At 73.3% G+C, this 20029-nt stretch carries 23 protein-coding genes and 1 pseudogene; 11 read left to right on the top strand and 13 right to left on the bottom strand.

Features of this window, described 5'->3' with window-relative positions; all coding sequences use genetic code 11:
* Positions 1–4: 4 nt before the first annotated feature.
* On the top strand, positions 5–547 hold the full coding sequence (locus tag AC068Z_RS18780; protein ID WP_478556564.1) for a PadR family transcriptional regulator: 543 nt from the start codon (positions 5–7) through the stop codon (positions 545–547).
* Here the strand turns inward: AC068Z_RS18780 and AC068Z_RS18775 are convergent.
* From AC068Z_RS18775 to AC068Z_RS18765, 3 genes are all read right to left on the bottom strand, one after another.
* Positions 525–1130, bottom strand: a complete 606-nt coding sequence (locus AC068Z_RS18775) for a DJ-1/PfpI family protein (protein ID WP_478556562.1) — start codon at positions 1128–1130, stop codon at positions 525–527. The genes AC068Z_RS18780 and AC068Z_RS18775 overlap by 23 nt on opposite strands.
* A 101-nt stretch (positions 1131–1231) precedes the next feature.
* Positions 1232–1774: a hypothetical protein gene (locus AC068Z_RS18770; protein WP_478556560.1), complete on the bottom strand. Its 543-nt coding sequence runs from the start codon at positions 1772–1774 to the stop codon at positions 1232–1234.
* 170 nt (positions 1775–1944) lie between these two features.
* A complete protein-coding gene (locus tag AC068Z_RS18765; protein WP_478556558.1) occupies positions 1945–2943 on the bottom strand; it encodes a fibronectin type III domain-containing protein in 999 nt (332 codons plus the stop codon).
* A gap of 414 nt (positions 2944–3357) precedes the next feature.
* Between AC068Z_RS18765 and AC068Z_RS18760 the strand changes: the two genes are divergently transcribed.
* Positions 3358–4053, top strand: coding sequence for a glycoside hydrolase family 75 protein (locus tag AC068Z_RS18760; protein WP_478556556.1), 696 nt, complete (start codon positions 3358–3360; stop codon positions 4051–4053).
* Between the two features lie 9 nt (positions 4054–4062).
* Here the strand turns inward: AC068Z_RS18760 and AC068Z_RS18755 are convergent, their stop codons facing one another.
* A complete protein-coding gene (locus tag AC068Z_RS18755) occupies positions 4063–4815 on the bottom strand; it encodes an SDR family NAD(P)-dependent oxidoreductase (RefSeq protein WP_478556554.1) in 753 nt (250 codons plus the stop codon).
* Between the two features lie 129 nt (positions 4816–4944).
* On the opposite strand from AC068Z_RS18755, the gene AC068Z_RS18750 reads away from it, so the two are divergent.
* Positions 4945–5583, top strand: coding sequence for a TetR/AcrR family transcriptional regulator (locus tag AC068Z_RS18750; protein ID WP_478556552.1), 639 nt, complete (start codon positions 4945–4947; stop codon positions 5581–5583).
* Between the two features lie 128 nt (positions 5584–5711).
* Here AC068Z_RS18750 and AC068Z_RS18745 read toward each other — a convergent pair whose 3' ends face one another.
* The 5 genes from AC068Z_RS18745 to AC068Z_RS18725 form a co-directional block, all read right to left on the bottom strand.
* Entirely contained in the window at positions 5712–6122 is a 411-nt protein-coding gene (locus tag AC068Z_RS18745; protein WP_478556551.1) for a PTS-dependent dihydroxyacetone kinase phosphotransferase subunit DhaM, read from the bottom strand.
* Positions 6115–6714 (bottom strand): dihydroxyacetone kinase subunit DhaL, encoded by a 600-nt coding sequence (gene dhaL / locus AC068Z_RS18740; protein ID WP_478556549.1) that lies wholly within the window; start codon positions 6712–6714, stop codon positions 6115–6117. Before dhaL ends, AC068Z_RS18745 begins: the two co-directional genes overlap by 8 nt.
* 47 nt (positions 6715–6761) lie before the next feature.
* Positions 6762–7754 carry a dihydroxyacetone kinase subunit DhaK gene (gene dhaK / locus AC068Z_RS18735; protein WP_478556547.1) on the bottom strand — a complete coding sequence of 331 codons (993 nt, stop codon included), beginning with the start codon at positions 7752–7754 and terminating at the stop codon, positions 6762–6764.
* Between the two features lie 79 nt (positions 7755–7833).
* Positions 7834–8967 (bottom strand): PP2C family protein-serine/threonine phosphatase, encoded by a 1134-nt coding sequence (locus AC068Z_RS18730; RefSeq protein WP_478556545.1) that lies wholly within the window; start codon positions 8965–8967, stop codon positions 7834–7836.
* A gap of 64 nt (positions 8968–9031) precedes the next feature.
* Positions 9032–10009 (bottom strand): quinone oxidoreductase family protein, encoded by a 978-nt coding sequence (locus tag AC068Z_RS18725; RefSeq protein WP_478556543.1) that lies wholly within the window; start codon positions 10007–10009, stop codon positions 9032–9034.
* 94 nt (positions 10010–10103) lie between these two features.
* Between AC068Z_RS18725 and AC068Z_RS18720 the strand changes: the two genes are divergently transcribed.
* Positions 10104–10445, top strand: coding sequence for an ArsR/SmtB family transcription factor (locus AC068Z_RS18720; protein WP_478556541.1), 342 nt, complete (start codon positions 10104–10106; stop codon positions 10443–10445).
* A 5-nt stretch (positions 10446–10450) separates the two neighbouring features.
* Here AC068Z_RS18720 and AC068Z_RS18715 read toward each other — a convergent pair.
* Positions 10451–11380, bottom strand: a pseudogene (locus AC068Z_RS18715) (LysR family transcriptional regulator).
* Positions 11381–11473: 93 nt separating this feature from the next.
* On the opposite strand from AC068Z_RS18715, the gene AC068Z_RS18710 reads away from it, so the two are divergent.
* From AC068Z_RS18710 to AC068Z_RS18695, 4 genes are all read left to right on the top strand, one after another.
* Positions 11474–11989, top strand: a complete 516-nt coding sequence (locus AC068Z_RS18710) for an SRPBCC family protein (RefSeq protein WP_478556539.1) — start codon at positions 11474–11476, stop codon at positions 11987–11989.
* A 33-nt stretch (positions 11990–12022) separates the two neighbouring features.
* Entirely contained in the window at positions 12023–12907 is an 885-nt protein-coding gene (locus tag AC068Z_RS18705; protein ID WP_478556537.1) for an NAD(P)-dependent oxidoreductase, read from the top strand.
* A gap of 20 nt (positions 12908–12927) precedes the next feature.
* Positions 12928–13350 (top strand): PPOX class F420-dependent oxidoreductase, encoded by a 423-nt coding sequence (locus AC068Z_RS18700; protein WP_478556535.1) that lies wholly within the window; start codon positions 12928–12930, stop codon positions 13348–13350.
* Positions 13351–13422: 72 nt separating this feature from the next.
* Positions 13423–13713 (top strand): DUF1876 domain-containing protein, encoded by a 291-nt coding sequence (locus AC068Z_RS18695; protein ID WP_478556533.1) that lies wholly within the window; start codon positions 13423–13425, stop codon positions 13711–13713.
* 18 nt (positions 13714–13731) lie between these two features.
* Here AC068Z_RS18695 and AC068Z_RS18690 read toward each other — a convergent pair whose 3' ends face one another.
* Positions 13732–14634, bottom strand: a complete 903-nt coding sequence (locus AC068Z_RS18690; RefSeq protein ID WP_478556531.1) for an EamA family transporter — start codon at positions 14632–14634, stop codon at positions 13732–13734.
* A 69-nt stretch (positions 14635–14703) separates the two neighbouring features.
* Between AC068Z_RS18690 and AC068Z_RS18685 the strand changes: the two genes are divergently transcribed.
* Positions 14704–15570, top strand: a complete 867-nt coding sequence (locus tag AC068Z_RS18685) for a LysR family transcriptional regulator (protein WP_478556529.1) — start codon at positions 14704–14706, stop codon at positions 15568–15570.
* Positions 15571–15706: 136 nt separating this feature from the next.
* Here AC068Z_RS18685 and AC068Z_RS18680 read toward each other — a convergent pair whose 3' ends face one another.
* A complete protein-coding gene (locus tag AC068Z_RS18680) occupies positions 15707–16153 on the bottom strand; it encodes a pyridoxamine 5'-phosphate oxidase family protein (RefSeq protein ID WP_478556527.1) in 447 nt (148 codons plus the stop codon).
* Between the two features lie 242 nt (positions 16154–16395).
* On the opposite strand from AC068Z_RS18680, the gene AC068Z_RS18675 reads away from it, so the two are divergent.
* Both AC068Z_RS18675 and AC068Z_RS18670 read left to right on the top strand, forming a co-directional pair.
* Positions 16396–17091 (top strand): response regulator, encoded by a 696-nt coding sequence (locus AC068Z_RS18675; protein WP_478556525.1) that lies wholly within the window; start codon positions 16396–16398, stop codon positions 17089–17091.
* 150 nt (positions 17092–17241) lie between these two features.
* Complete coding sequence (locus tag AC068Z_RS18670; RefSeq protein WP_478556523.1) at positions 17242–18972, top strand: sensor histidine kinase; 1731 nt, start codon at positions 17242–17244, stop codon at positions 18970–18972.
* A gap of 44 nt (positions 18973–19016) precedes the next feature.
* On the opposite strand, the gene AC068Z_RS18665 is transcribed toward AC068Z_RS18670, so the two are convergent.
* The gene (locus tag AC068Z_RS18665) at positions 19017–19745 is read right to left on the bottom strand and encodes an SCO2400 family protein (RefSeq protein WP_478556521.1); all 729 of its coding nucleotides are present in this window, start codon (positions 19743–19745) and stop codon (positions 19017–19019) included.
* Between the last annotated feature and the right edge of the window lie 284 nt (positions 19746–20029).

Here is a 20029-nt window from a genome sequence, read left to right as displayed (position 1 = left end):
CGTCATGTCACTCCCGCACGCGATCCTCACCGCCCTGCTCGAAAAGCCGTCCTCGGGGCTGGAGCTGACCCGGCGCTTCGACAAGTCGATCGGGTACTTCTGGTCCGCGACGCATCAGCAGATCTATCGCGAGCTGGGAAAACTGGAGGCCGACGGGTTCATCCGCACCCTGCCGTCCGAGCAGCCGGCCCGCGGGCAGAAGAAGAGCTACGAGGTCCTGCCCGCGGGCCGCGCCGAACTGGCCCGCTGGAGCGCCGCGTCGCAGGAGCCCAAGCCGCACCGGGACACGCTGCTGCTGCGGCTGCGCGCGGCGGCCGTGGTGGGCACCGAGGGCATCGAGGCGGACCTGCGGCGCCATCTCGAACTGCACCGGCGGCAGCTGGCGGAGTACGAGGAGATCGAGCAGCGCGACTTCCCGGCGGGCAAGGACGGCCCCGAGGACCGGTTGCGCCACCTGGTCCTGCGGGCGGGGATCGACCTGGAGACCTTCTGGACCCGGTGGCTCACCCACGCGCTGGAGGAGTTCAGCGAACTGCGACAGCCGTGACGGCACGCAGGGCGCGCTCGACCGTCTCCTCGTTCTCGCCGACCGGAGCCACGTAGTCGAGGACGCCCCGTGCCGCCTCCTCCCCGAGCAGCCGGGTGATCACCCAGGTGCCGAGGTACTGGGAGGCCAGACAGCCGCCCGCCGTGGCGATGTTCCCCTCGGCGTGGAACGGCGCGTCCAGCACCGTGACCCCGCGTGCCTCGACGAAGGGCCGGCTCGTCCGGTCGGTGCACGCGGGCATGTCCTCCAGCAACCCGAGCCGGGCCAGCACCAGCGCGCCCGAGCACTGCGCGCCGATCAACTGCCGCCCGGGGTCGAGCGGCAGCCGGGAGATCAGCTCGTCGTCGGCGACGACGTCCCGCGTCTTCACGCCGCTGCCGACCAGCACGGCGTCGGCCTCGGTCACGAACTCCATCGGCCGCTGCCCGGTCACCTCGACGCCGTTCATCGACGTGACCACCGGTGTCGGCGTCGTGATGAACGCTTCCAGGCCGTCCTTGCGGCACCGGTTGATCAGCGCGGCGGCGATGAAACTGTCGAGCTCGTTGAACCCGTCGAAGGTGACCACGGCTACCTGCTTCATCACGACTCCTTCGCCTACGGCACGGGAGCCATGAGTCTTCCCCGGCGCGCCGTGCGCGGTCGAGGGCCAATCCGGGGCCGGTGGCTCGGCCGTGGCCCCGCTCAGAGGCGGTAGGGCCGCGAGCGGCGGCGCAGGAACCAGACCGTGGCCGCGGCGCCGAGCACCACCAGGCCGCCGCCCGCCGCGAGCGTCACCGCGCCGTAGTCCTCGGCGGCGCCGCCGAGGCCGCCCATGACACCGCGCGAGGGCGAGGCCGTGGCGGAGACGGTGGGCGTGGAGGCCGCGGAGACGACGACGGACTGGGTGCCCGCGGTCTGGTTGTTGAACGCGCACTGCACGATGACGGTGTACGTCCCCGGGCTGACGCCCGACCAGGCGGCGGACTGCTGGTTGGTGTTGCCGGACAGGGCCACCTGACGGCCCTGGGCGAAGTTGGCCTGGCTGCTGGTCAGCAGTGAGGCGGTGCCCCAGCTGCCGCTGGTGTTGGTCTGGTTGCAGGCGCTGGTGGTGACCGAGACGGTGGAGCCGCTGGTGCTCACCGAGATCCCGGACTGCGCGCCGGCCGTCGGAGCGGTCAGGGCGAGCGGAAGCGCGGCGGCGGCCACGATCAGCCCCGAGCGGAGGAGTGGCGATGAGTTGCGCATGTGGACTGCCCTCCGGCGGCACGGTTGGCGGTACATCCCTTGCGCCGCCGAGGGTCGGGAAACGTCCGCGCTGCCTCAGGGGCAGCCAACGCGCACCCGGCCCGTCCCGCACGCGGACCGCCCCCGGGCAGGTGACGGATTCCTTCGTCCGGCCCATGGACGGCGCCGGATCACGGTGCCGCCTTGCCCGTGGTCACCGTCCGCTCCGCCGAGAACCCGCCCCAGGTCCCGTCGGGCAGCCGGGCCCTGAGCTTCACCCGGTGGCTCACCCCGGCCTCGGTGCCCGCGTAGAAGCTGTAGGTGCCCCGCTCGCGCGGCGCGTCACCGCCGTACACCACCGAGGTGGCGGACCGCCCGTCCAGATGGACCTGGTACTCCGTGACCACGCCGTCCGTGCGTGGCGGAACCCAGCTCAGGTCGATGTAGTACGCGCCTTCCGCCTTGTCGAGGTGGGTGGTGGCGCCGAAGTCGGCCGGTGCGGTGCCGCGGCCGTCGTCGGTGCCGGGGGTGGTGAGCCGGACGGGCGTCCCGGCGGGCGAGGCGTTGTCGGCGGCGTCCCGGGCGCGGACCGTGAAGGTGTAGCGGGTGCCGGGGCGCAGTCCGGTGACCACGGTCGCGGTCTGGTTCCCGCCCACACTGTGGATCTTCGTGCCGCCCTGCTGGATGTCGTACGACACCACTCCTCGGTCGTCCTCGGCCGCGGACCAGGACAGCTGCACCGCCCGGCTGCCCACCGCCCGCCCCCGGACGGCGCCCGGCGCGGTCGGTGCCGCGCGGTCGGCCGGGCCGGCGGCCGGGGTCGTGGCCCGCACCTCCTGGCTCGGCGGTCCGAGGCGGCCGTCGGTGTCGCGGGCCCTGACGTGGAAGACGTAGGCCGTGCCGGGGCGGAGCCGGGTGACATCCACCATGTGTTCGTCACCCGGCACGTCCTTCACCTTTGTGGTGCCGCGATACACCTCGTAGCCGTCGATGCCCTGGCTCGCCGCCACGGCGTTCCACATCACGTGCACGCTGGTCGCGCTGCCCGCCTCGGCCGTGACGCCCCGGGGCGCGCCGGGCAGCGGGCCCTCGTCGGTCCGGCCCTGCCAGCCGCAGGAGGCGATCAGGGCGAGCGCGCCGCACAGCAGCGCGAGCCGGCGCGGGCGGGCGGGTACGGGAACGCGTCGCACGACATGGCCTCCCCGGATCAGGGGCCGCGGCCGTTGGGGTGACGACATCGGCGCGGCAATGGTCCGGACCAATATGACGCGGCTGACGCGATCACATCAAGAGGGCGGTCGTGGATGTGTGTTCGCGATGGTTACGTATGCTGACCCTCGCGGCTGAACTCCCTCTGAGGGCTCGGGAGTTCATGCCGGTGGCGCGGACCGCTGTCGTCGCTGTTCCCGCGCCGGCCGTGCGCGGCCGGGAGGCCGAGCCGACACGGGCTCATACTCCCGGCCGCTGCCGGAAGTTCGGCGCGCCGTACCGCCGCACGTGCGGACGCGTGCACCGTCTGGCCCCCGAACGGTGGCCGCATGATCGACCAGGCACCAGGGTGGGCTGAGTGTTCGTCAGTGCTCCCCCGGAGAGGGTCCCTTATCGTGCGTGTCCAGTCGTTGACGCTGGTCGCGGCCAGTGCCGCCCTTCTCGCCCCGACCGCCCTGCCGGACGCCCCACCGCCAGCCGAGGAGTGGCCCGAGGTGCGCCCGCTGGGCGAGGTCCGCGCCGCCGACCTGCTGGCCAAGGCGGGCGAGTGCGCCCAGATCTCGCACGGCCGGTACAGCGGTGACTCCGGCGGGCCCGCGACGATCCCGGTCTGCGGCACCCGGGAGGCCGTCTTCTGGCAGGCCGATCTGGACATCGACTGCGACGGACGGCCGGGCCGCCGCTGCAACAGCGGCACGGACCCGCACTTCAGCGACGCGACCGCCTTCCAGCAGTCCGACGGGCGCCACTTGGACGCCGAGACCCTCCCGTACGTAGTCGTGCCCGCGCCGAGCCCGATCTGGGACTACCGGGACCATGGGATCCGCGGCGGCTCGGTGGTCGCCCTGGTGCACGGGGACCGCGTGCGGTACGCGGTCGTCGGCGACGTGGGGCCCGCCGACATCATCGGCGAGGCCTCCTACGCCGCCGCCGAGGAACTCGGTGTGAATCCCGACCCGCACGGCGGCGGCACCGACTCGGGGGTGACCTACATCGTCTTCAAGGACACGCGGGTGGACCCGATCGAGGACCGCGAGGCCGCCGACGCCGTGGGGGAGCGGCTGGCGCGCAAGTTCCTGCTCGCCCCCTGACATCCGGCCTCAGACCGCCGACCAGCCGTCGTCCACGGGCAGCACCACGCCGTTGATGTTGCTCGCCGCGTCCGAGGCGAGGAACACGATGGCCGCGGCCTGCTCCTCGGGCTGGGCGAGCCGGCCGACGTTGACGAAGTGCGGGCCGAGCGCCGTGGGCCCGTGCGCGTTCTGCTCGGCGTCGACGACGATGCCCGTCTGAGTGCCGCCGGGCGCGATGGCGTTGGCGCGGATCCCCTGCTTGCGGTACATCACCGCGAGGTTCTTCGTCAGGCCCACCATGCCGTGCTTCGAGGCCGTGTACGCGGCGCCCGCCGCGCTGCCCCGCAGGCCCGCCTCGGAAGCGGTGTTCACGATCGCGCCCCTGCCCGCGGCCAGCATGTGCGGCAGGACGGCCCGGGTGAGCTGGAACGGGGCGGTGAGGTTGACCCGGATCACCCGCTCCCACTCCGCGTCGCTCACGTCCGCGACCGCCGACATGCGGTCCATGATCCCGGCGTTGTTGACCAGCACGTCCACGCCGCCGAAGCGCTCCACGGCGGCGGCGACCACGGCGTCGACGACCGACTGCTCGCTGAGGTCCCCGGTGACGGCGACCGCCGTGCCGCCCGCCTCCTCGATCTCCTTGACGACGGCCTGCGCGCCCTCGGCGTTGAGGTCCGCTGCCACGACCCGGTCGCCCTGGGCGCCGAAGGCCAGCGCCGCGGCCCGGCCGATGCCCGAACCCGCTCCCGTGACGATCACGCTGCGTCCGTCGGTCATGTGCTGCTCCTGTTCGTGCGTGCGGGCCGAGTGCCCTGCGGCGCACACTCTACGACTTAATGTCTGTGAGTGACATAAAGTCGTGGTGGAGAATTCCGGGGAGAGCGATCACCGGAGCCGGAGGACGACATGAGCGCAGCCCGCACGCGTACGGGCCGACCGCCGCTGACCGAGGAACGCAAGGCGGAGATCCGGCTGGAGATCGCCCGGGCCGCGGTCGACCTGTTCGTCGAACAGGGCGTGACGGCGACCACCGGCGAACAGATCGGACATGCGGTCGGCGTCTCCGCGCGGACCGTGTGGCGCTACTTCCCGAGCAAGGAGAGCTGTGTGCGGCCGCTGTTCTCGGCCGGGATCGACGTGATCGCCGAGTGCCTGCGGCAGTGGCGGCCGGGCGAGCCACTGGAGCGGATCTTCGACGACAGCCTCATGGCCGGGAACGGCATCGCCCAGGGCCCCGAACGCGCCACCGTCGGCGCCCTGGTACGGCTCACCCGCACCGAGCCCGGCCTGCGCGCCGTATGGCTTCAGACGTACGACGAGGCCGAGCCGGCCTTCGCCCGGGCGCTCGCCGAACGGGCCGGACTGCCCGCCGAAGATCCGCGCCCGGTGATCCAGGCGGCGATGTTCAACGCGGCCCTGCGGGCGGCCGTGGAACAGCACGCGTGGCACACCACGGAGCCGGCCCCCGACACGACGGCGTCGAGGGCCGAACTGGAGACGATGCTGCGCACGGCCCTGACGGTGGCGGCGCAGGGCATCGCGTAGCCGCTGGGCCCTGTCGTCGAATTCCCGCCTGCCGCGCGGCGCCTGGCACGCACTCCCCGAGAGGGGGGACCCCCATCGCCACCGCCAGGCCCGCCCTCCGGGCGGACGACGGGAAGGTGACGACGGACCTAGACCTTGCGGTAGGAGTACGCCTCCTCCGCTGCCGCCCGTACCGTCGCGAGGTCGGCGCCCGTCGCCGCCGTGACCACCGCCGCCACCGCGCCCTCCACGAACGGGGCGTCCACCAGCACGGTGTCGTCCGGGAGTTCGTCGCCCTCGGCCAGGAGCGCCTTGACGGTCAGGACCGCGCTGCCCAGGTCGGTCAGGACGGCCACCCCCGCGCCCCGGTCCACGGCCGCCGCGGCCGCCGCGATCAGTTCGGCGCTGGTGCCCAGCTCGCCGCCCTCGGTGCCGCCGGCGGGGGCCACGGGCACCGAAGTCCCGCCGCCCGCGAGGCCCTTCGCCAGCTCGGCGACCGACGCGGCCACCTCGGCGCTGTGCGACACCAGCACGATCCCGACCCGCTTGTCCTCACTCACCGTTCGCCTCCGCCAGCGCCGCGACCAGCAGGGCCGAGGAGGTCGCCCCCGGATCCTGGTGCCCGATGCTGCGCTCGCCGAGGTAGCTCGCCCGCCCCTTGCGCGCCTGGAGCGGAGTCGTGGCCAGCGCCCCCTCCTCGGCGGCGGACCGCGCCGCGGCGAAACCGCCGTCGAGCGCGTCCACGGCCGGCAACAGCGCGTCGATCATGGTCTTGTCGCCCGGCGCGGCACCCCCGAGCGTCATCACCGCCTCGACCCCGGTGCGGAACGCGGTCGCGAACTGTGCCTCGTCGACCTCGGCGGCCTCCCCGAGCGCCTTTCCGGTGCGCCGCAGCAAGGTCCCGTACAGCGGCCCCGAGGCGCCGCCGACCGTCGAGATCAGCTGCCGTCCGGCGAGGGTCAGGACCGCGCCGGGAGTGTCGGGGGACTCCTTGTCCAGGGTGGCGGTCACGGCACGGAAGCCGCGCAGCAGATTGCTGCCGTGGTCGGCGTCTCCGATGGGCGAGTCGAGGGCGGTGAGCCGTTCCGCCTCTCGTTCCACGGAGGCCGCGGTCGCGGTCATCCAGCGGCGGAAGAAGTCGGCGTCGAGCACGGGATCTCCTTGCGTGGTAGGTACGTTGACACCCGAGCGACGCCCGCTCACTTGCCCCAGCGCAGCCCGGCCGTCTTCACCGGCGCGTCCCACAGCCGCAGCAGCTCCTCGTCGATCTGGCACAGGGTGACCGAGGCGCCCGCCATGTCCAGGGACGTGACGTAATTGCCGACGAGGGTGCGGGCGACGGCGACCCCCCGCTCGGCGAGCACCCGCTGGACCTCGGCGTTGAAGCCGTACAGCTCCAGCAGCGGGGTCGCGCCCATGCCGTTGACCAGGACCAGTACCGGGTTGCGCGGGAGCATGTCCTCCAGGATCGCGTGCACCGCGAAGTCGGCGATCTCGCCCGAGGTCATCATGGGCCGCCGCTCCCGGCCGGGCTCGCCGTGGATGCCGATGCCCAACTCCAGTTCGCCCGGGGGCAGATCGAAGGTCGGGCTGCCCTTCGCGGGCGTGGTGCACGCGCTGAGCGCCACACCGAAGGAGCGGGAGTTCTCGTTCACCTGCCGGGCGATCGCCTCCACCCGCTCCAGCGGCATGCCCTTGTCGGCGGCGGCGCCCGCGATCTTCTCCACGAAGAGGGTCGCGCCGGTGCCGCGGCGCCCGGCCGTGTACAGGCTGTCCGTGACCGCCACGTCGTCGTCGACGAGGACCTTCGCCACCTGGATGCCCTCGTCCTCGGCGAGTTCGGCGGCCATGTCGAAGTTGAGGACGTCGCCGGTGTAGTTCTTCACGACGAACAGCACGCCCGCGCCGCTGTCCACGGCCGCCGCGGCCCGCACCATCTGGTCCGGCACCGGGGAGGTGAACACCTCGCCCGGACAGGCCGCAGACAGCATCCCGGGCCCCACGAAACCGCCGTGCAGCGGTTCGTGCCCCGAACCGCCACCGGAGACCAGGGCGACCTTCCCGGCCACGGGCGCGTCCCGCCGTACGACCACCCGGTTCTCCACGTCCACGGTGAGTTCGGGATGAGCGGCCGCCATGCCGCGCAGCGCGTCCGCGACGACGGTCTCCGCGACGTTGATGAGCATCCTCATGGGTACCTCCTGGGTGGATGGGCCGGACGGGTACGGACGAGTGCCTACGGAGGCAGTATTGACCTTGTGGCCGAGTAGGTCACGGGAGGGCGCGGGGTGAGCGGCGGACCGTCAGGACGGCGATGTCGTCGTGGCGGCGGGTGTCCCCGGCGAAAGCGCGGGCCTCGTCGCGCAGTGCGCGGGGCAGTCCGGTGGGGGACAGGGCGAGGTGCTCGGCGAGGCGCTCGTCCAGCGGGTAGAACGTGCCGTCCGCGGCGCGGGTCTCGGTGAGGCCGTCGGTGGTCAGCAGGAGCGTGGCGCCCGGCGGGAAGTCGAACCAGTCCACGGTCGTGGGCTCGACGGCGAGTTCGGCCAGACCGAGCGGCACCCCGGAGTCCAGCGGTGGCACGGTGACCCGGCCGCCGGCGAGGAGCCGGGGCGGGATGTGCCCGCAGTTGACCGCCTGCACCTCGGTGTCCGCGTCGACGCCGAGGATGAGCGCGGTGACGAACCGCTCGTCGTCGCCGCTCTGGTGGGCCTGCGCGTTGTGGCGAACGACGGCGGCGTCCAGGATGTCGACGAGCGCGGTGAGCGTGGGCTCCCGGTAGGCCGCCTCGCGGAAGGCGCCGACCACGGCGAACGCGGCACCCACGGCGGCCAGGCCCTTGCCCTGCACATCGCCGATCAGGATCCGGGTGCCCCAGGGCGAGTCGACGACGTCATAGATGTCGCCGCCGACGAGCCGGTCCTCGTGCACCGGCTCGTAGACGCCGTTCACCATGACGTCCTCGCTGACCACAGGCAGGGGGTGCAGGATGTGCCGCTGCATGGCCGCGGCGGCGGAGCGCAGGCTCAGCATCTCCCGCTCGCGCTGGACGCGTCGGCGGCAGGCGTAGACGGAGGTGACGCCCAGCGCGAGGGTGAGCAGCACCAGCAGCAGGCGGTCCAGCCAGTGCTCGGTGCCGGCCGGGCGGGTCAGCACCGAGACCGTGACGACCACGGCGGTCCACGCGGACACGAACCAGGTCTGCCGCTCCGTGCACAGCGCCGACGCCGTTCCCGGCAGGAACACCAGCAGGCCGAGCAGCCACACCCCGGAGCCGGACAGGGCGCCGAGGACCTCCACCAGGACCGTCACGGACACCACACCGGCGACGAGTTCGACGTTGCTCAACGGCGCGCCGGTGTCGAAGTCTTCGGAGGGCTTCCTGGGCGGTGAGGGTCTGGTGCTCATCCCTGTTCACGTTACGCAGCCGGGGCCACGGGCCCGAGACGGCCCGCCGAGTCGCGGGGGCGGCTCACTCGCCGACCCGCAGGACCAGCTTGCCCGTGGAGGTGCGCCCGCCCATCAGCCGGTGCGCCCCGGCCGCGTCCGACAGGGCGAACTCCGCGGTGATCGGCAGCTCGACCATCCCGTCGGTCACCGTACGGAAGGCCCGCTCGGCCAGCGCTCGCAGCTCCCGAGGCGCGGACTGGGCGAGGGACAGGACGGAGAAGCCCGCGACGGAGCGGCCCCGGCCGTAGAGCTCGGGCTGGCCGACCTGCCAGGGCGTCTCTCCGCTCGCGTTGCCGAAGGACACCAGGCGGCCGAAGACGGAGAGGGTGTCGAGGCCCCGGCGCAGGGTGTCGCCGCCGACCGGGTCGAGGACGAGGTCGACGCCCCGGCCGCCGGTGGCGCGGCGGACGTCCTCGGCGAAGGAGTCGGCGGTGAACACCTCGTCGTAGCCGTGCTTGAGCGCGTACGCGGCCTTGTCCGCCGAGGAGACCACGCCGTACACCGCCCCGGCGCCCGCCGCCCGGGCCAGCTGTCCGGCGACGGTGCCGATGCCGCCCGCCGCGCCGTGCACCAGCACGCTCTCCCCGGCCCGCAGCCGGCCCACCTCGTGCAGCAGCGCGTGCACGGTCGGCAGGACCGTGGGGAGGGTGGCGGCGGTGCGCAGGTTCAGGCCCTCGGGGAGCGGGAGGACGGTGGCGGCGTCGGCGACGACGACCTCCGCGTAGGCGCCGCCGCCGACGAGCGCGGCGACCTCCTGTCCGGGGCGCAGGCCCTCGACGCCTTCACCGACGGCCCGGATGCGCCCGGAGAGCTCCAGGCCGGGACGGTGGGGCAGCGAGGACACCCGGTAGCCCTCGGAGCGTGCCTTGAGGTCGGCGAAGTTCACGCCCACGAAGGCGGCGTCGATGGTCACCTGCCCAGGGCCGGGCTCGGGGGCGTCGGTCTCCACGACCTCCAGCACCTCGGGACCGCCGTACTCCCGGAATTCGACTGCGCGCATGGGTGACCCCTCGATCCAAGGTGTTCAATGGAAAGCGAACACTCGGACTGTAAGATACGGATCGAACACTCGGCAAGCGAGACGGGGAGCGGGCATGGCGCAGCAGGTGGCCGGAGGGGGCGGCAGTCATCGGGCCGCACCGGTGCACACGGATCCCGAGGACGTCTCCGTCCAGGTCGCGCTCTCCGCGGTGGCCGATCCCGTCCGCATGCAGCTCATCCGAGAGCTGGCGGGCTCGGCCGACTGGACGCGCAGCTGCGGCAGCTTCGACGTGCCGGTCGGCAAGGCCGCGCTCAGTCATCACTTCTCCGTGCTGCGCGGAGCGGGCCTCGTCGAACAGCGGGACGAGGGGCCCAAGCGCGTCAACCGGCTGCGGCGCGAGGAGTTCGAGGCGCGCTTCCCCGGGCTGCTCGACCTCATCCTGCGCGGCGACTGACCGGCCTACCAGGCCAGGGCCGCCTGCCGCAGGCAGTCACGGACCCGCACCACGTCGGGATGGGCGTCCGTGCCCGGCCGCTGGACGAGGAACAGCGTGTTCAGCGGGGCCTCCTCCGGGGCGTGCAGGAGGACGAGGCGGCCGGAGTCCAGGTACTCCTGGCACAGCGAGCGGGGCAGGACGCTGTAGCCCGCACCCGCGTTGACCGCGGACAGCACCGCGTACAGGTTGGGCACGGTGACCGCCGCGCGGGCCGTGAGCTGCTTGCCGAAGACGGTGCGTCAGTAGCGGCGCAGGATCGGCAGATCCTCGGCGTACGTCACCATCGGCACCCCGCTCAGCGCCGCGCACACATCACCGGCCCTCGCCACCCGCTCGGCCCAGACCGGGCCCGCGACCAGCAGGTATTCCTCGTCGGCCAGGGGAGCTGAATCGAATCCCCTGCCGCGCGGGCGGCGCGTGGTGATCACCAGGTCGTGGCGTCCGGCGCGCATCTCCTCCAGCAGCGGCTCGGGCAGACCCTGGGTGACCCGCAGCTGGACGCCGTCGGTGACGAGCGGCGCCAGCGCGGGCAGCACCCGGACGCAGAGCAGTTCCGAGGGCCCGGCCAGGTGTACGGGCGCCGTCGCCGCGCCGGAGTCCTCCAGCGTCGCCAGCGCGTCCAGCGGACCCGCGGTCCGCGCGGCCAGCTCATGGGCGTACGGCGTCGGCTCCACCCCGCGCGGCAGCCGCGTGAACAGGTCACGCCCGGTCTGCTGCTCCAGCGTGCGGATCTGCGCGGTCACGGTCGGCTGGGAGAGCCCGAGCCGGGGCGCGGCGGCCGTGAACGAGCCCGCGCGGTACACCCCGAGAAAGGTGCGCAGCAGGTTCAGATCCGCGTGGGCGGGGAGCTGGGTCGGGTGCTTCACGGTGTCCAGCCTAACGACCGCATCCATCGGGGCACCGATATCAGAAATCGGCCTTCCTATTGGTGGGCGGATGGCATCCAGGCCTACGGTCGTGCACGTCACCCCCTCCGAGAGGCCCCCATGAGCAAGCAGAACGCGATCAATTGGCCCGAGAAGTACCTCCCCGGCACCGGCGACAACTTCGTCTCCAACGAGGTGATCGTCCAGGGCGTCACCGCCGCCCAGGTCTGGCGGTACCTGACCGACACCTCGGCCTGGGAGTCGTACTACGACAACGTCGCCGGCATCTCCTTCCCCGACGGCGGCGGACCCGGGCTGAAGGACGGAACCGTCTTCAGCTTCGGCACCTTCGGCTTCCCGCCCCTGGACGCCGAGGTCGTGGAGTTCCGGGCCCCGGCCGACGGCGAGCCCGGGCGGCTGTCCTGGACGGCCAAGCAGGACGGCACCCCGGCGGAGCGGCTCGACGTACTGCACGCCTGGCTGGTGGAGGATCTGCCCGGTGGACGGGTACGGATCCTCACCCAGGAGACGCAGATCGGCGAGCCCGCCGCGGCCCTGGCCGAGGAGCGGCCGAACCCGATGCTCAACGGCCACCAGGCCTGGCTGGACGGTCTGGTCCGGGCCGCCCGCCGCTGACGTACCCGAGGACGAGACAGGAAGGCGAACGTCATGACCGAGAAGCTCACGGTCGCGGTGCTGGGCACCGGCATCATGGGGGCCGCGATGGCCCGTAACCTCGCCCGCGCGGGACACGAGGTACGCGCCTGGAACCGCACCCGGGCCAAGGCCGAACCGCTGGCTGCCGAGGGCGCGTTCGTCGCGGACACCCCGGCCGAGGCCGTGCGGGGCGCCGACGTCGTGCTGACCGTGCTGCACGACGGTCCCGCCGCCCTGGACGTGATGCGCCGGGCCGCGAACGCGCTGAGTCCCGGCACGGCATGGGTGCAGTCGACCACCGCGGGCCTCGACGCCCTGCCCGGCCTCGCCGACTTCGCCCGCGAGCACGAACTCACCTTCTACGACGCCCCCGTGCTCGGCACCCGGCAGCCCGCCGAGGCCGGTCAGCTCACCGTGCTGGCCGCCGGGCCCGAGGACGGCCGGGAGAAGGTGACGCCCGTCTTCGAGGCTGTCGGCGCCAGGACCGTGTGGACCGGCGACGACGGTGCCGCGGGCACGGCGACCCGGCTGAAGCTGGTCGCCAACAGCTGGGTCATCGCGGCCACGGCCGCGGCCGGCGAGACCCTCGCCCTGTCCCGGGCCCTCGGCGTCGACCCGCGCCGCTTCTTCGACCTCATCGAGGGCGGACCGCTCGACATGGGCTATCTGCGCGCCAAGTCGGGGCTGATCCTCGAGGACCGGCTCTCCCCGGCCCAGTTCGCCGTGGGCACCGCCGCCAAGGACGCCCGGCTGATCGTCGAGGCCGGAGAGCGCGGCGGGGTCCGCCTCGACGTCGCCGCCGCGGGCGCCGCCCGCCTGGAACGCGCCGCCGCGCAGGGACACGGCGACGAGGACATGGCCGCCGCGTACTTCGCCAGCTTCGACGAAGAGCACTGACCACCCAGGAGGAACCCAGGATGTCCAAGCCGCCGCTGCCCCCCGAGGCCCAGGAACTGCTGCGCCGCCCCAACCCGGCCGTGATGGCCACCCTCCGCGCCGACGGCGCGCCCGTCTCCACGCCCACCTGGTACGTGTGGGAGGACGGCCGCGCCCTGATCAGCCTGGACGAGGGCCGGGTCCGCCTGAAACACCTGCGCCGCGACCCGCGCGTGACGCTCACCGTCCTCGACGGCGAGGACTGGGGCACGCATCTCACCCTCATCGGCCGCGTCGTCGAGACGTACGAGGACGAGGGCCTCGCCGACATCGACCGGATCGCCACGCACTACACCGGCAAGCCCTACCCGGACCGGGTCCGCACTCGCGTGAGCGCGTGGATCGAGGTGGAGCGCTGGCACGGCTGGGGCGCGCACAAGGACAGCGGCCAGGCGTCCACCTGAGCGGCGCGAGCCCCGTGGCGGCTGCCCGGGTCCGGTTCCACCATGGAGGGGGACGTGTGGGAGGAGGACACGATGTCTCACACCATGGAGTGGAACGTCCGCCTCTACCTCTTCGAGGAGGAGGGCACCACGAAAGCGCGGGTGGTATTGGACACCGGGAGCACGTCGCTCACCGGTCGTGGGGTCGCGCACCGCAACCCCGAGGACGCGGACGTGCCGGAGATCGGTGACGAGCTGGCGGCGGGCCGGGCCCTGAACGACCTCGCCGGGCAGTTGGTCAGTGCGGCCACGCACGACATCGAGGCGATGGGGGCCGCCGAGTCCGGTCAGGGGTCCCGTCCGACGGTCGGCTGGCCGGTCTGAGACCGCCCGCCCCGAGCGTCAGCGGTCCCGCCGTCCGCTTCCCCGGAGAGCGAGCGCGTTGGCGGCGACGATCGCCCCGATGCCGAGCCACTCCGGCCCGCCCAGTCCTTGCCCGAGGCCGACGAGGCCGACGAGCGCGGCGAGGACGGGGTTGACGCTCATGAAGAGCCCGAAGGCACGGGCCGGGACGTGTCGCAGGGTGAACAGGTCCGCGAGGTAGGGGACGGCCGAGGAGAGGATCCCGGCCGCGACGGCGCAGGCGAGGGCACCGGCCGTCGGCGGCTGCCGTACCGCCAGCACGATGCCGACCGGCAGGAACAGCAGGGCGGACAGCGCCGCCGCGGCCCCCGCCCCCTCCGCACCCGGCAGGCGCTGCCCGACCGTGCGGTTCAGCAGGATGTACGACGCCCAGCAGGCGGCCGCCAGCAGGCCCAGGGCCATGCCGAGGTAGTCGGCGGAGGGCTGCGGCCGCATCAGGACCACGACACCCGTGGCGGCGAGGAGCGAGTACAGGGCGTCCACCCGACGGCGTGAGCCCGCCAGGGCGATGGCGAGCGGGCCGAGGAACTCCAGCGTCACCGCGAGGCCGAGGCCGATCCGGTCGATGGACGTGTACAGCGACAGGTTCATGGTGCCGAACACGACGGCCAGCAGGATCACCGGCCACCACTGCCGCCAGGTGAAGGCGCGCAGCCGCGGCCTGCCGACGGCCAGCAGGACGGCGGCGGCGACGTACTGGCGTACCGCGACGACCCCGACCGGGCCGAGCACGGGGAAGGCGAGCGAGCCGATCGCGGCACCGGTCTGGTTGGCCAGGCCGCTGCCGGCCATCGTGGCCACACCGGCGAGGCCGGCGCGGGCCGACTCCGGTCGCGGGAGGGCGACTTCGAGGGCGGGGGCGGGTGCGGTTCGGGCGCGCATGACAGCGATGGTGCGCCTCCCGGATCCATACGCAAAATGCGTATGCTGCACGATCTATACGCTTGGGTCATGGATATCGAGCTCCGTCAGCTGCGCTGCCTCGTGGCGATCGTCGACGAGGGCGGCTTCACGGACGCGGCCATGGCTCTCGGCGTCTCCCAGGCCGCCGTTTCCCGCACCCTCGCCTCGCTCGAACGAGCCCTGGGCGCACGGCTGTTGCGTCGTACCTCCCGCGAGGTGACGCCCACCGGGACCGGCCTGCGGGTGCTGGCCCACGCCCGCCGGGTGCTCGGCGAGGTGGACGAACTGGTCCGGGAGGCCACCTCCGGGCACGAGCGGCTGCGGGTGGGATACGCCTGGGCCGCCCTCGGCCGGCACACCCCGGCCTTCCAGCGCCGCTGGGCCGCCGCGCACACCGGCACCGACCTGCTGCTGGTCCGTGTCAACTCGCCCACGGCCGGCCTCGCGGAAGGCGCCTGCGACCTGTCCGTCGTCCGCAGGCCGCTGGACGACCGGCGGTTCGACTCGGCCATCGTCGGCCTGGAGCGGCGGCTGTGTGCCGTGGCCGCCGACGATCCGCTGGCCAGACGGCGCTCGGTGCGGCTCGCCGACCTCGCCGGGCGCACGCTGCTCGTCGACCGCCGTACCGGGACCACGACCGCCGAGCTGTGGCCGCCGGACGCCCGGCCCGCCACCGAGGAGACCCACGACGTCGACGACTGGCTCACCGTGATCGCCACCGGTCGGTGCGTCGGGATGACCGCCGAGGCGACCGCCCACCAGTACCCGCGCCCCGGAGTGGTCTACCGGCCGGTGCGGGACGCCGAACCGATCGCGGTACGGCTCGGCTGGTGGCGCGACGACCCGCATCCGGCCACCCAGGCGGCGGTGGAACTGCTCACGGCGCTGTACCGGGGCGACACAGCGGGACGGTGAGGGCGGCGCGCCCATCCGGGGCCCGTCAGGGAGTGGGCTCCGGGTCGGCGGGCCGGATCTCCGACGGGCCGGGGGTGGGCGCTCCGACGACGGCGCGTTCGCCCCGGTCAGTGGGCGCTCCGACGACGGCCCCGGGTCAGGCGGCCAGGAGGCGGATCCCGGTGACCAGGTCCGGGCGGATGCGCACCGCGTGGTCCATTCTCTGCTGCGACCACGGGTGCAGCAGAGTGGCGTAGCAGGCCAGCTCGTCGGCGTCGGTGACCAGATGGGCGTAGCCCGTGACGACCACGCTCCACCCCAGGTGCGTGTCCGGGTCGATGGCGTCGGCCTCGTACGCCACCACCACACCGGGCATGCCGGCCTGCCGGGTCCGGGAGGTCAGCGCCGCGCCGTCGTGGGTGCGGATGACGATGTCGCCGCCGTCCATGACGTGGTTGACCGGGCGGATCGTCGGCAGCGCGTGCTCGGTGAAGACGATCCGTCCGTAGGACATGCTGCCCAGCAGCCGCAGGGCCTCGGCGCTGTCGAGATCTATGCTCCGGCGCGGAGCCGCGACGGCCGGCCGGCTGTTGTCGTGAGGCATGGCGGGCTTCCGTATGGGTCGCGGACGAGTGGTCCCTCGTCGTGTCTGTGTTCGATCAGGCCATTCGAACCGGGGCGGGCGGGCCGGGCCAGGGCCCTTCGGGCCCCACCTCCACTCCGGCCGTCCCCTTCGCCCCCATCAGGGCCGACCGGCCCTGGTCCTTCGGCCCTCGTCGGTCGAGGATCGACTTGAGCACGGAACTGCCGAGCAGGCGGACTGCCGAACACGACAAGGAGCAACCGATGGCGGAGGGCGAAGGGCCGCGCCCCGACGACCCGGTCCGGGTCTTTCTGCTGGACGACCACGAGGTGGTCCGGCGCGGAGTGCACGACCTGCTGAACGACGAGCCCGGCATCAGCGTGGTCGGCGAGGCGGCCACGGCGGAGCAGGCCCTGGCGCGGGTACCCGCCCTGCGCCCGCACGTCGCGGTGCTCGACGTCCGCCTGCCCGACGGGGACGGGGTCACCGTCTGCCGGGAGCTGCGGTCCCGCCTGCCGGAGCTGGCCTGTCTGATGCTGACCTCGTTCGACGACGAGGACGCCCTGCTCGACTCGATCATGGCCGGGGCCTCCGGCTACGTGCTGAAGCAGATCCAGGGCTCGGACCTGGTGTCGGCGGTGCGCACGGTCGCCGCCGGCCAGTCCCTGCTCGACGCGAGGGCCACCACGCGGCTGATGTCGCGACTGCGCGTCGACCGGCGGCAGGAGGAGCAGCCGCACGAGCTGTCCGGCCTGACCGGGCGCGAGCGGGAGATCCTCGACCTCATCGGCGAGGGACTGACCAACCGCCAGATCGGCGAGCGGCTCCACCTCGCGGAGAAGACGGTGAAGAACCACATCTCCCGCCTCCTGGCCAAACTCGGCGTGGAGCGCCGCATCCAGGCGGCCGTCATCGCCACCCAGGCCCAGCAGCGACTGTGGCGCCAGGAGGGGCACTAGCCCCGGGAGGCACGGCCGCGCCAGGGGCGGGCGTCGCTGACCTGCGCAACTCCTCGCGCTGTAGGCCTGGCCGGATGCCGGGTCACCGCATGCGTCGGACCGTTACCGTGGCATTCGAGGCGTCGGCGCGAGGGGACGTGGAGGAGCACGGTGGAGAGCCAGGAGCAGGCCGGCCAGGCCCGGGTACGGCTGCCGCAGCTGAAACTGGACGAACTGCTGGAGGAGCTCCAGGCCCGCCTCGACGCGGCCCGCGGCACCCGGGACCGGGTGCACAGCCTCCTGGAGGCGGTGCTCTCGGTCGGGCGGGAACTGAACCTGGAACAGGCGCTGCACAGCATCGTCGAGGCCGCGGCGGTGCTGGTCGACGCCCAGTACGCGGCGCTCGGGGTGATCGGGGCGGACGGCAAGCGGCTGTCGGCCTTCCACACGATCGGCGTCAGCGAGGAACAGATCGCCAGGATCGGCCCGTACCCCGAGGGCCACGGCATCCTGGGCGAGCTTATCCGCCACCCCGAGCCGCTCCGTCTGACGAAGCTCTCCGAGCATCCCGCCTCCTACGGCTTCCCGCCCCACCACCCGCCCATGAACACCTTCCTCGGCGTCCCGATCCGGGTCCGCGACCAGGTCTTCGGCAATCTGTATCTGACCGAGAAGGCGGGTGGGGCGGAGTTCGACGAGGAGGACGAGTCCGTCCTGTCGACCCTCGCGGTGGCGGCCGGTGTCGCCATCGACAACGCCCGCCTGTACGAGGAGTCGAGGCTGCGCGAGCGCTGGCTCCGGGCCAACGCCGAGATCACCCACAGCCTGATGTCGGGCGCCGGGCGCGGCGAGGCGCTCGGGCTGATCGCCCGTCGGGCCAAGGAGATCACCGGTGCCGTGCTCGCCGTGGTGGCGATGCCGGTGGAGGACACGGACACGCTGCGGGTGGAACTGGCCGTCGGCAAGAGCGCGGAGGCCCATCGGGGGCTGATCCTGCCCGTGGACGAGAGCCTCATCGGCCGGGCCTTCTCCACCGGGGCGCCGGTCGACAGCCCGGACGTCACCCGCGACGAGCGCGTCGCGGATCCCGGCTCCCGGTTCACCGGGCTGGGCCCGGCCGTGGCCGTGCCCATCGGGACCGGCGACGGTGTGCGCGGTGTGGTGCTGCTGGTGCGGGAGGCGGGCCGGACGGTGTTCTCCGCCAAGGAGACCGAGCCGTTGCAGGGCTTCGCGGCGCAGGCCGCGATCGCGATGGAGCTGGCCGAGCGACGCCGGGACGCCGAGGAGATCGCGGTGTTGAAGGACCGTGACCGGATCGCCCGTGACCTGCACGACCTCGCGATCCAGCGGTTGTTCGCGACCGGTATGACCCTGCAGAGCGCGGGGCGCTTCATCGAGCACCCGGAGGCCGGGCACCGGGTGGCGCGGGCCGTGGACGACCTGGACGAGACCATCAAGATCATCAGGTCGACGATCTTCGGGCTGCGGGCGCGCGAGGAGGGGGCCGGCACCGGGCTGCGCGCCCGCGTCGTGCGGGCGGTCGGAGAGGCGGCCCCCGTGCTGGGCTTCGCGCCGAGCGTGCGGATGGAGGGCCTGGTCGACACGGACGTGCCCCGGGGGACCGCCGACCAGGTGATGGCCGTGCTCTCCGAGGCGCTGACCAACATCGCCCGGCATGCCCGCGCGGGCCGCGCCGAGGTGGTGCTTGAGACCGACGGCCGTGAGGTGCGGCTGTCGGTCACCGACAACGGCGTGGGCATCCCGCCCGAGGGCCGGCGCAGCGGCCTGCGGAACATGGCCGAGCGAGCCCGACAGCTCGGCGGCGAGCTGGAGTTGGGCACCCCGGAGGGCGGGGGGACGCGGCTGGTGTGGCGGGTTCCGGTACGGGCCGAGGAGAGGTAGGGCGGGTAGGTGCTGCGCCGCCCCGGTGCTTGAGGCTCACCACGTCAGTTGATGCACAGCACCAGCAGGCAGACACCCGAGGGCGAGGTCGCGGAGGGTGAGGGGGTCGCCGGCGGGGACGGCGTGGCGGTGGTGGCCGAGGGGGTCGGTACGGCCGTGGGCGTCGGGACCGTGGCGGTGACCGGCTGCGACTGGGCGGCCTGGGTCGCCGTCGGCGCGGGCGAGGTGGGGGTGCCCGGCTGAGCCGTGGCCGGCGTGGTGGCGACGGACTGCTCGCGAGGCGCGTTCGTGGCCGACGGCGGCGCGGACGGGGTTCCGGGCCGCGACGGGGGCGTGGCGGTCGGTGTCGACGTCCCCGTGGGCAGCTCCGTCGCCTGCTCCTCGGTCGCGCCCATGGCCGTGTTGTCCGGAGCCGTGGCCGCCTGGGCCCGGTCCGCGGACTGCCCGTTCAGCGAGGCGACGGTCAGACCGCCGCCGACCAGGGCGACCGCGGTGGCCACCACGGCCTTGCGCTGGTTCTTCTTCCAACGGGCCCGCTGCCGCCGCCGCGCCGCACGGCCCTGCGGCGCGGCGGCCAGGGGTGCCGGCGGCTCCGCGCGGGGAACCTCGGCGGGCTCCGTCGCGGGGAGATCGGGCTCGTGCCACGGGTCGTGGGCGACGGGAGCCGCGGGAGCCATCGCCATGGGAGGCGCGATGTCCGGGGCGTAGGCGCCGCACCCGGGGCACACCAGGGCACCGTTGAGGTGCCGACGGCACGTGGAGCAGTAGTCCATCCGCGGTCTTCCTGATTCGGTGTTCGCACGAGGGGCCGACCGGCCGGACGCGAGGGGTCGATCGGCCAGAACCGTAGCCAGGCTTTGGACAGGCCGTGTGCAGCCTGTGTGCCGCTCTTGCACAGAACTCGCGGGGCTGCCCCGAAGGCGGTGCGAAAGGGCGGAAAGGGCCCATCCGCTTCTCGCGGATCCTGATTGCGCGGTGCACGGCCCGAAGCCGCTTCTCCGCGTCCGATACGGGTCCTTTCCGTCACTTCCAGCAGACCACACCCCCCGTGGAACCA

It is taken from the genome of Streptomyces sp. NPDC043726 (assembly GCF_056436565.1).
This window is presented reverse-complemented; position numbering and strand designations above follow the sequence as displayed.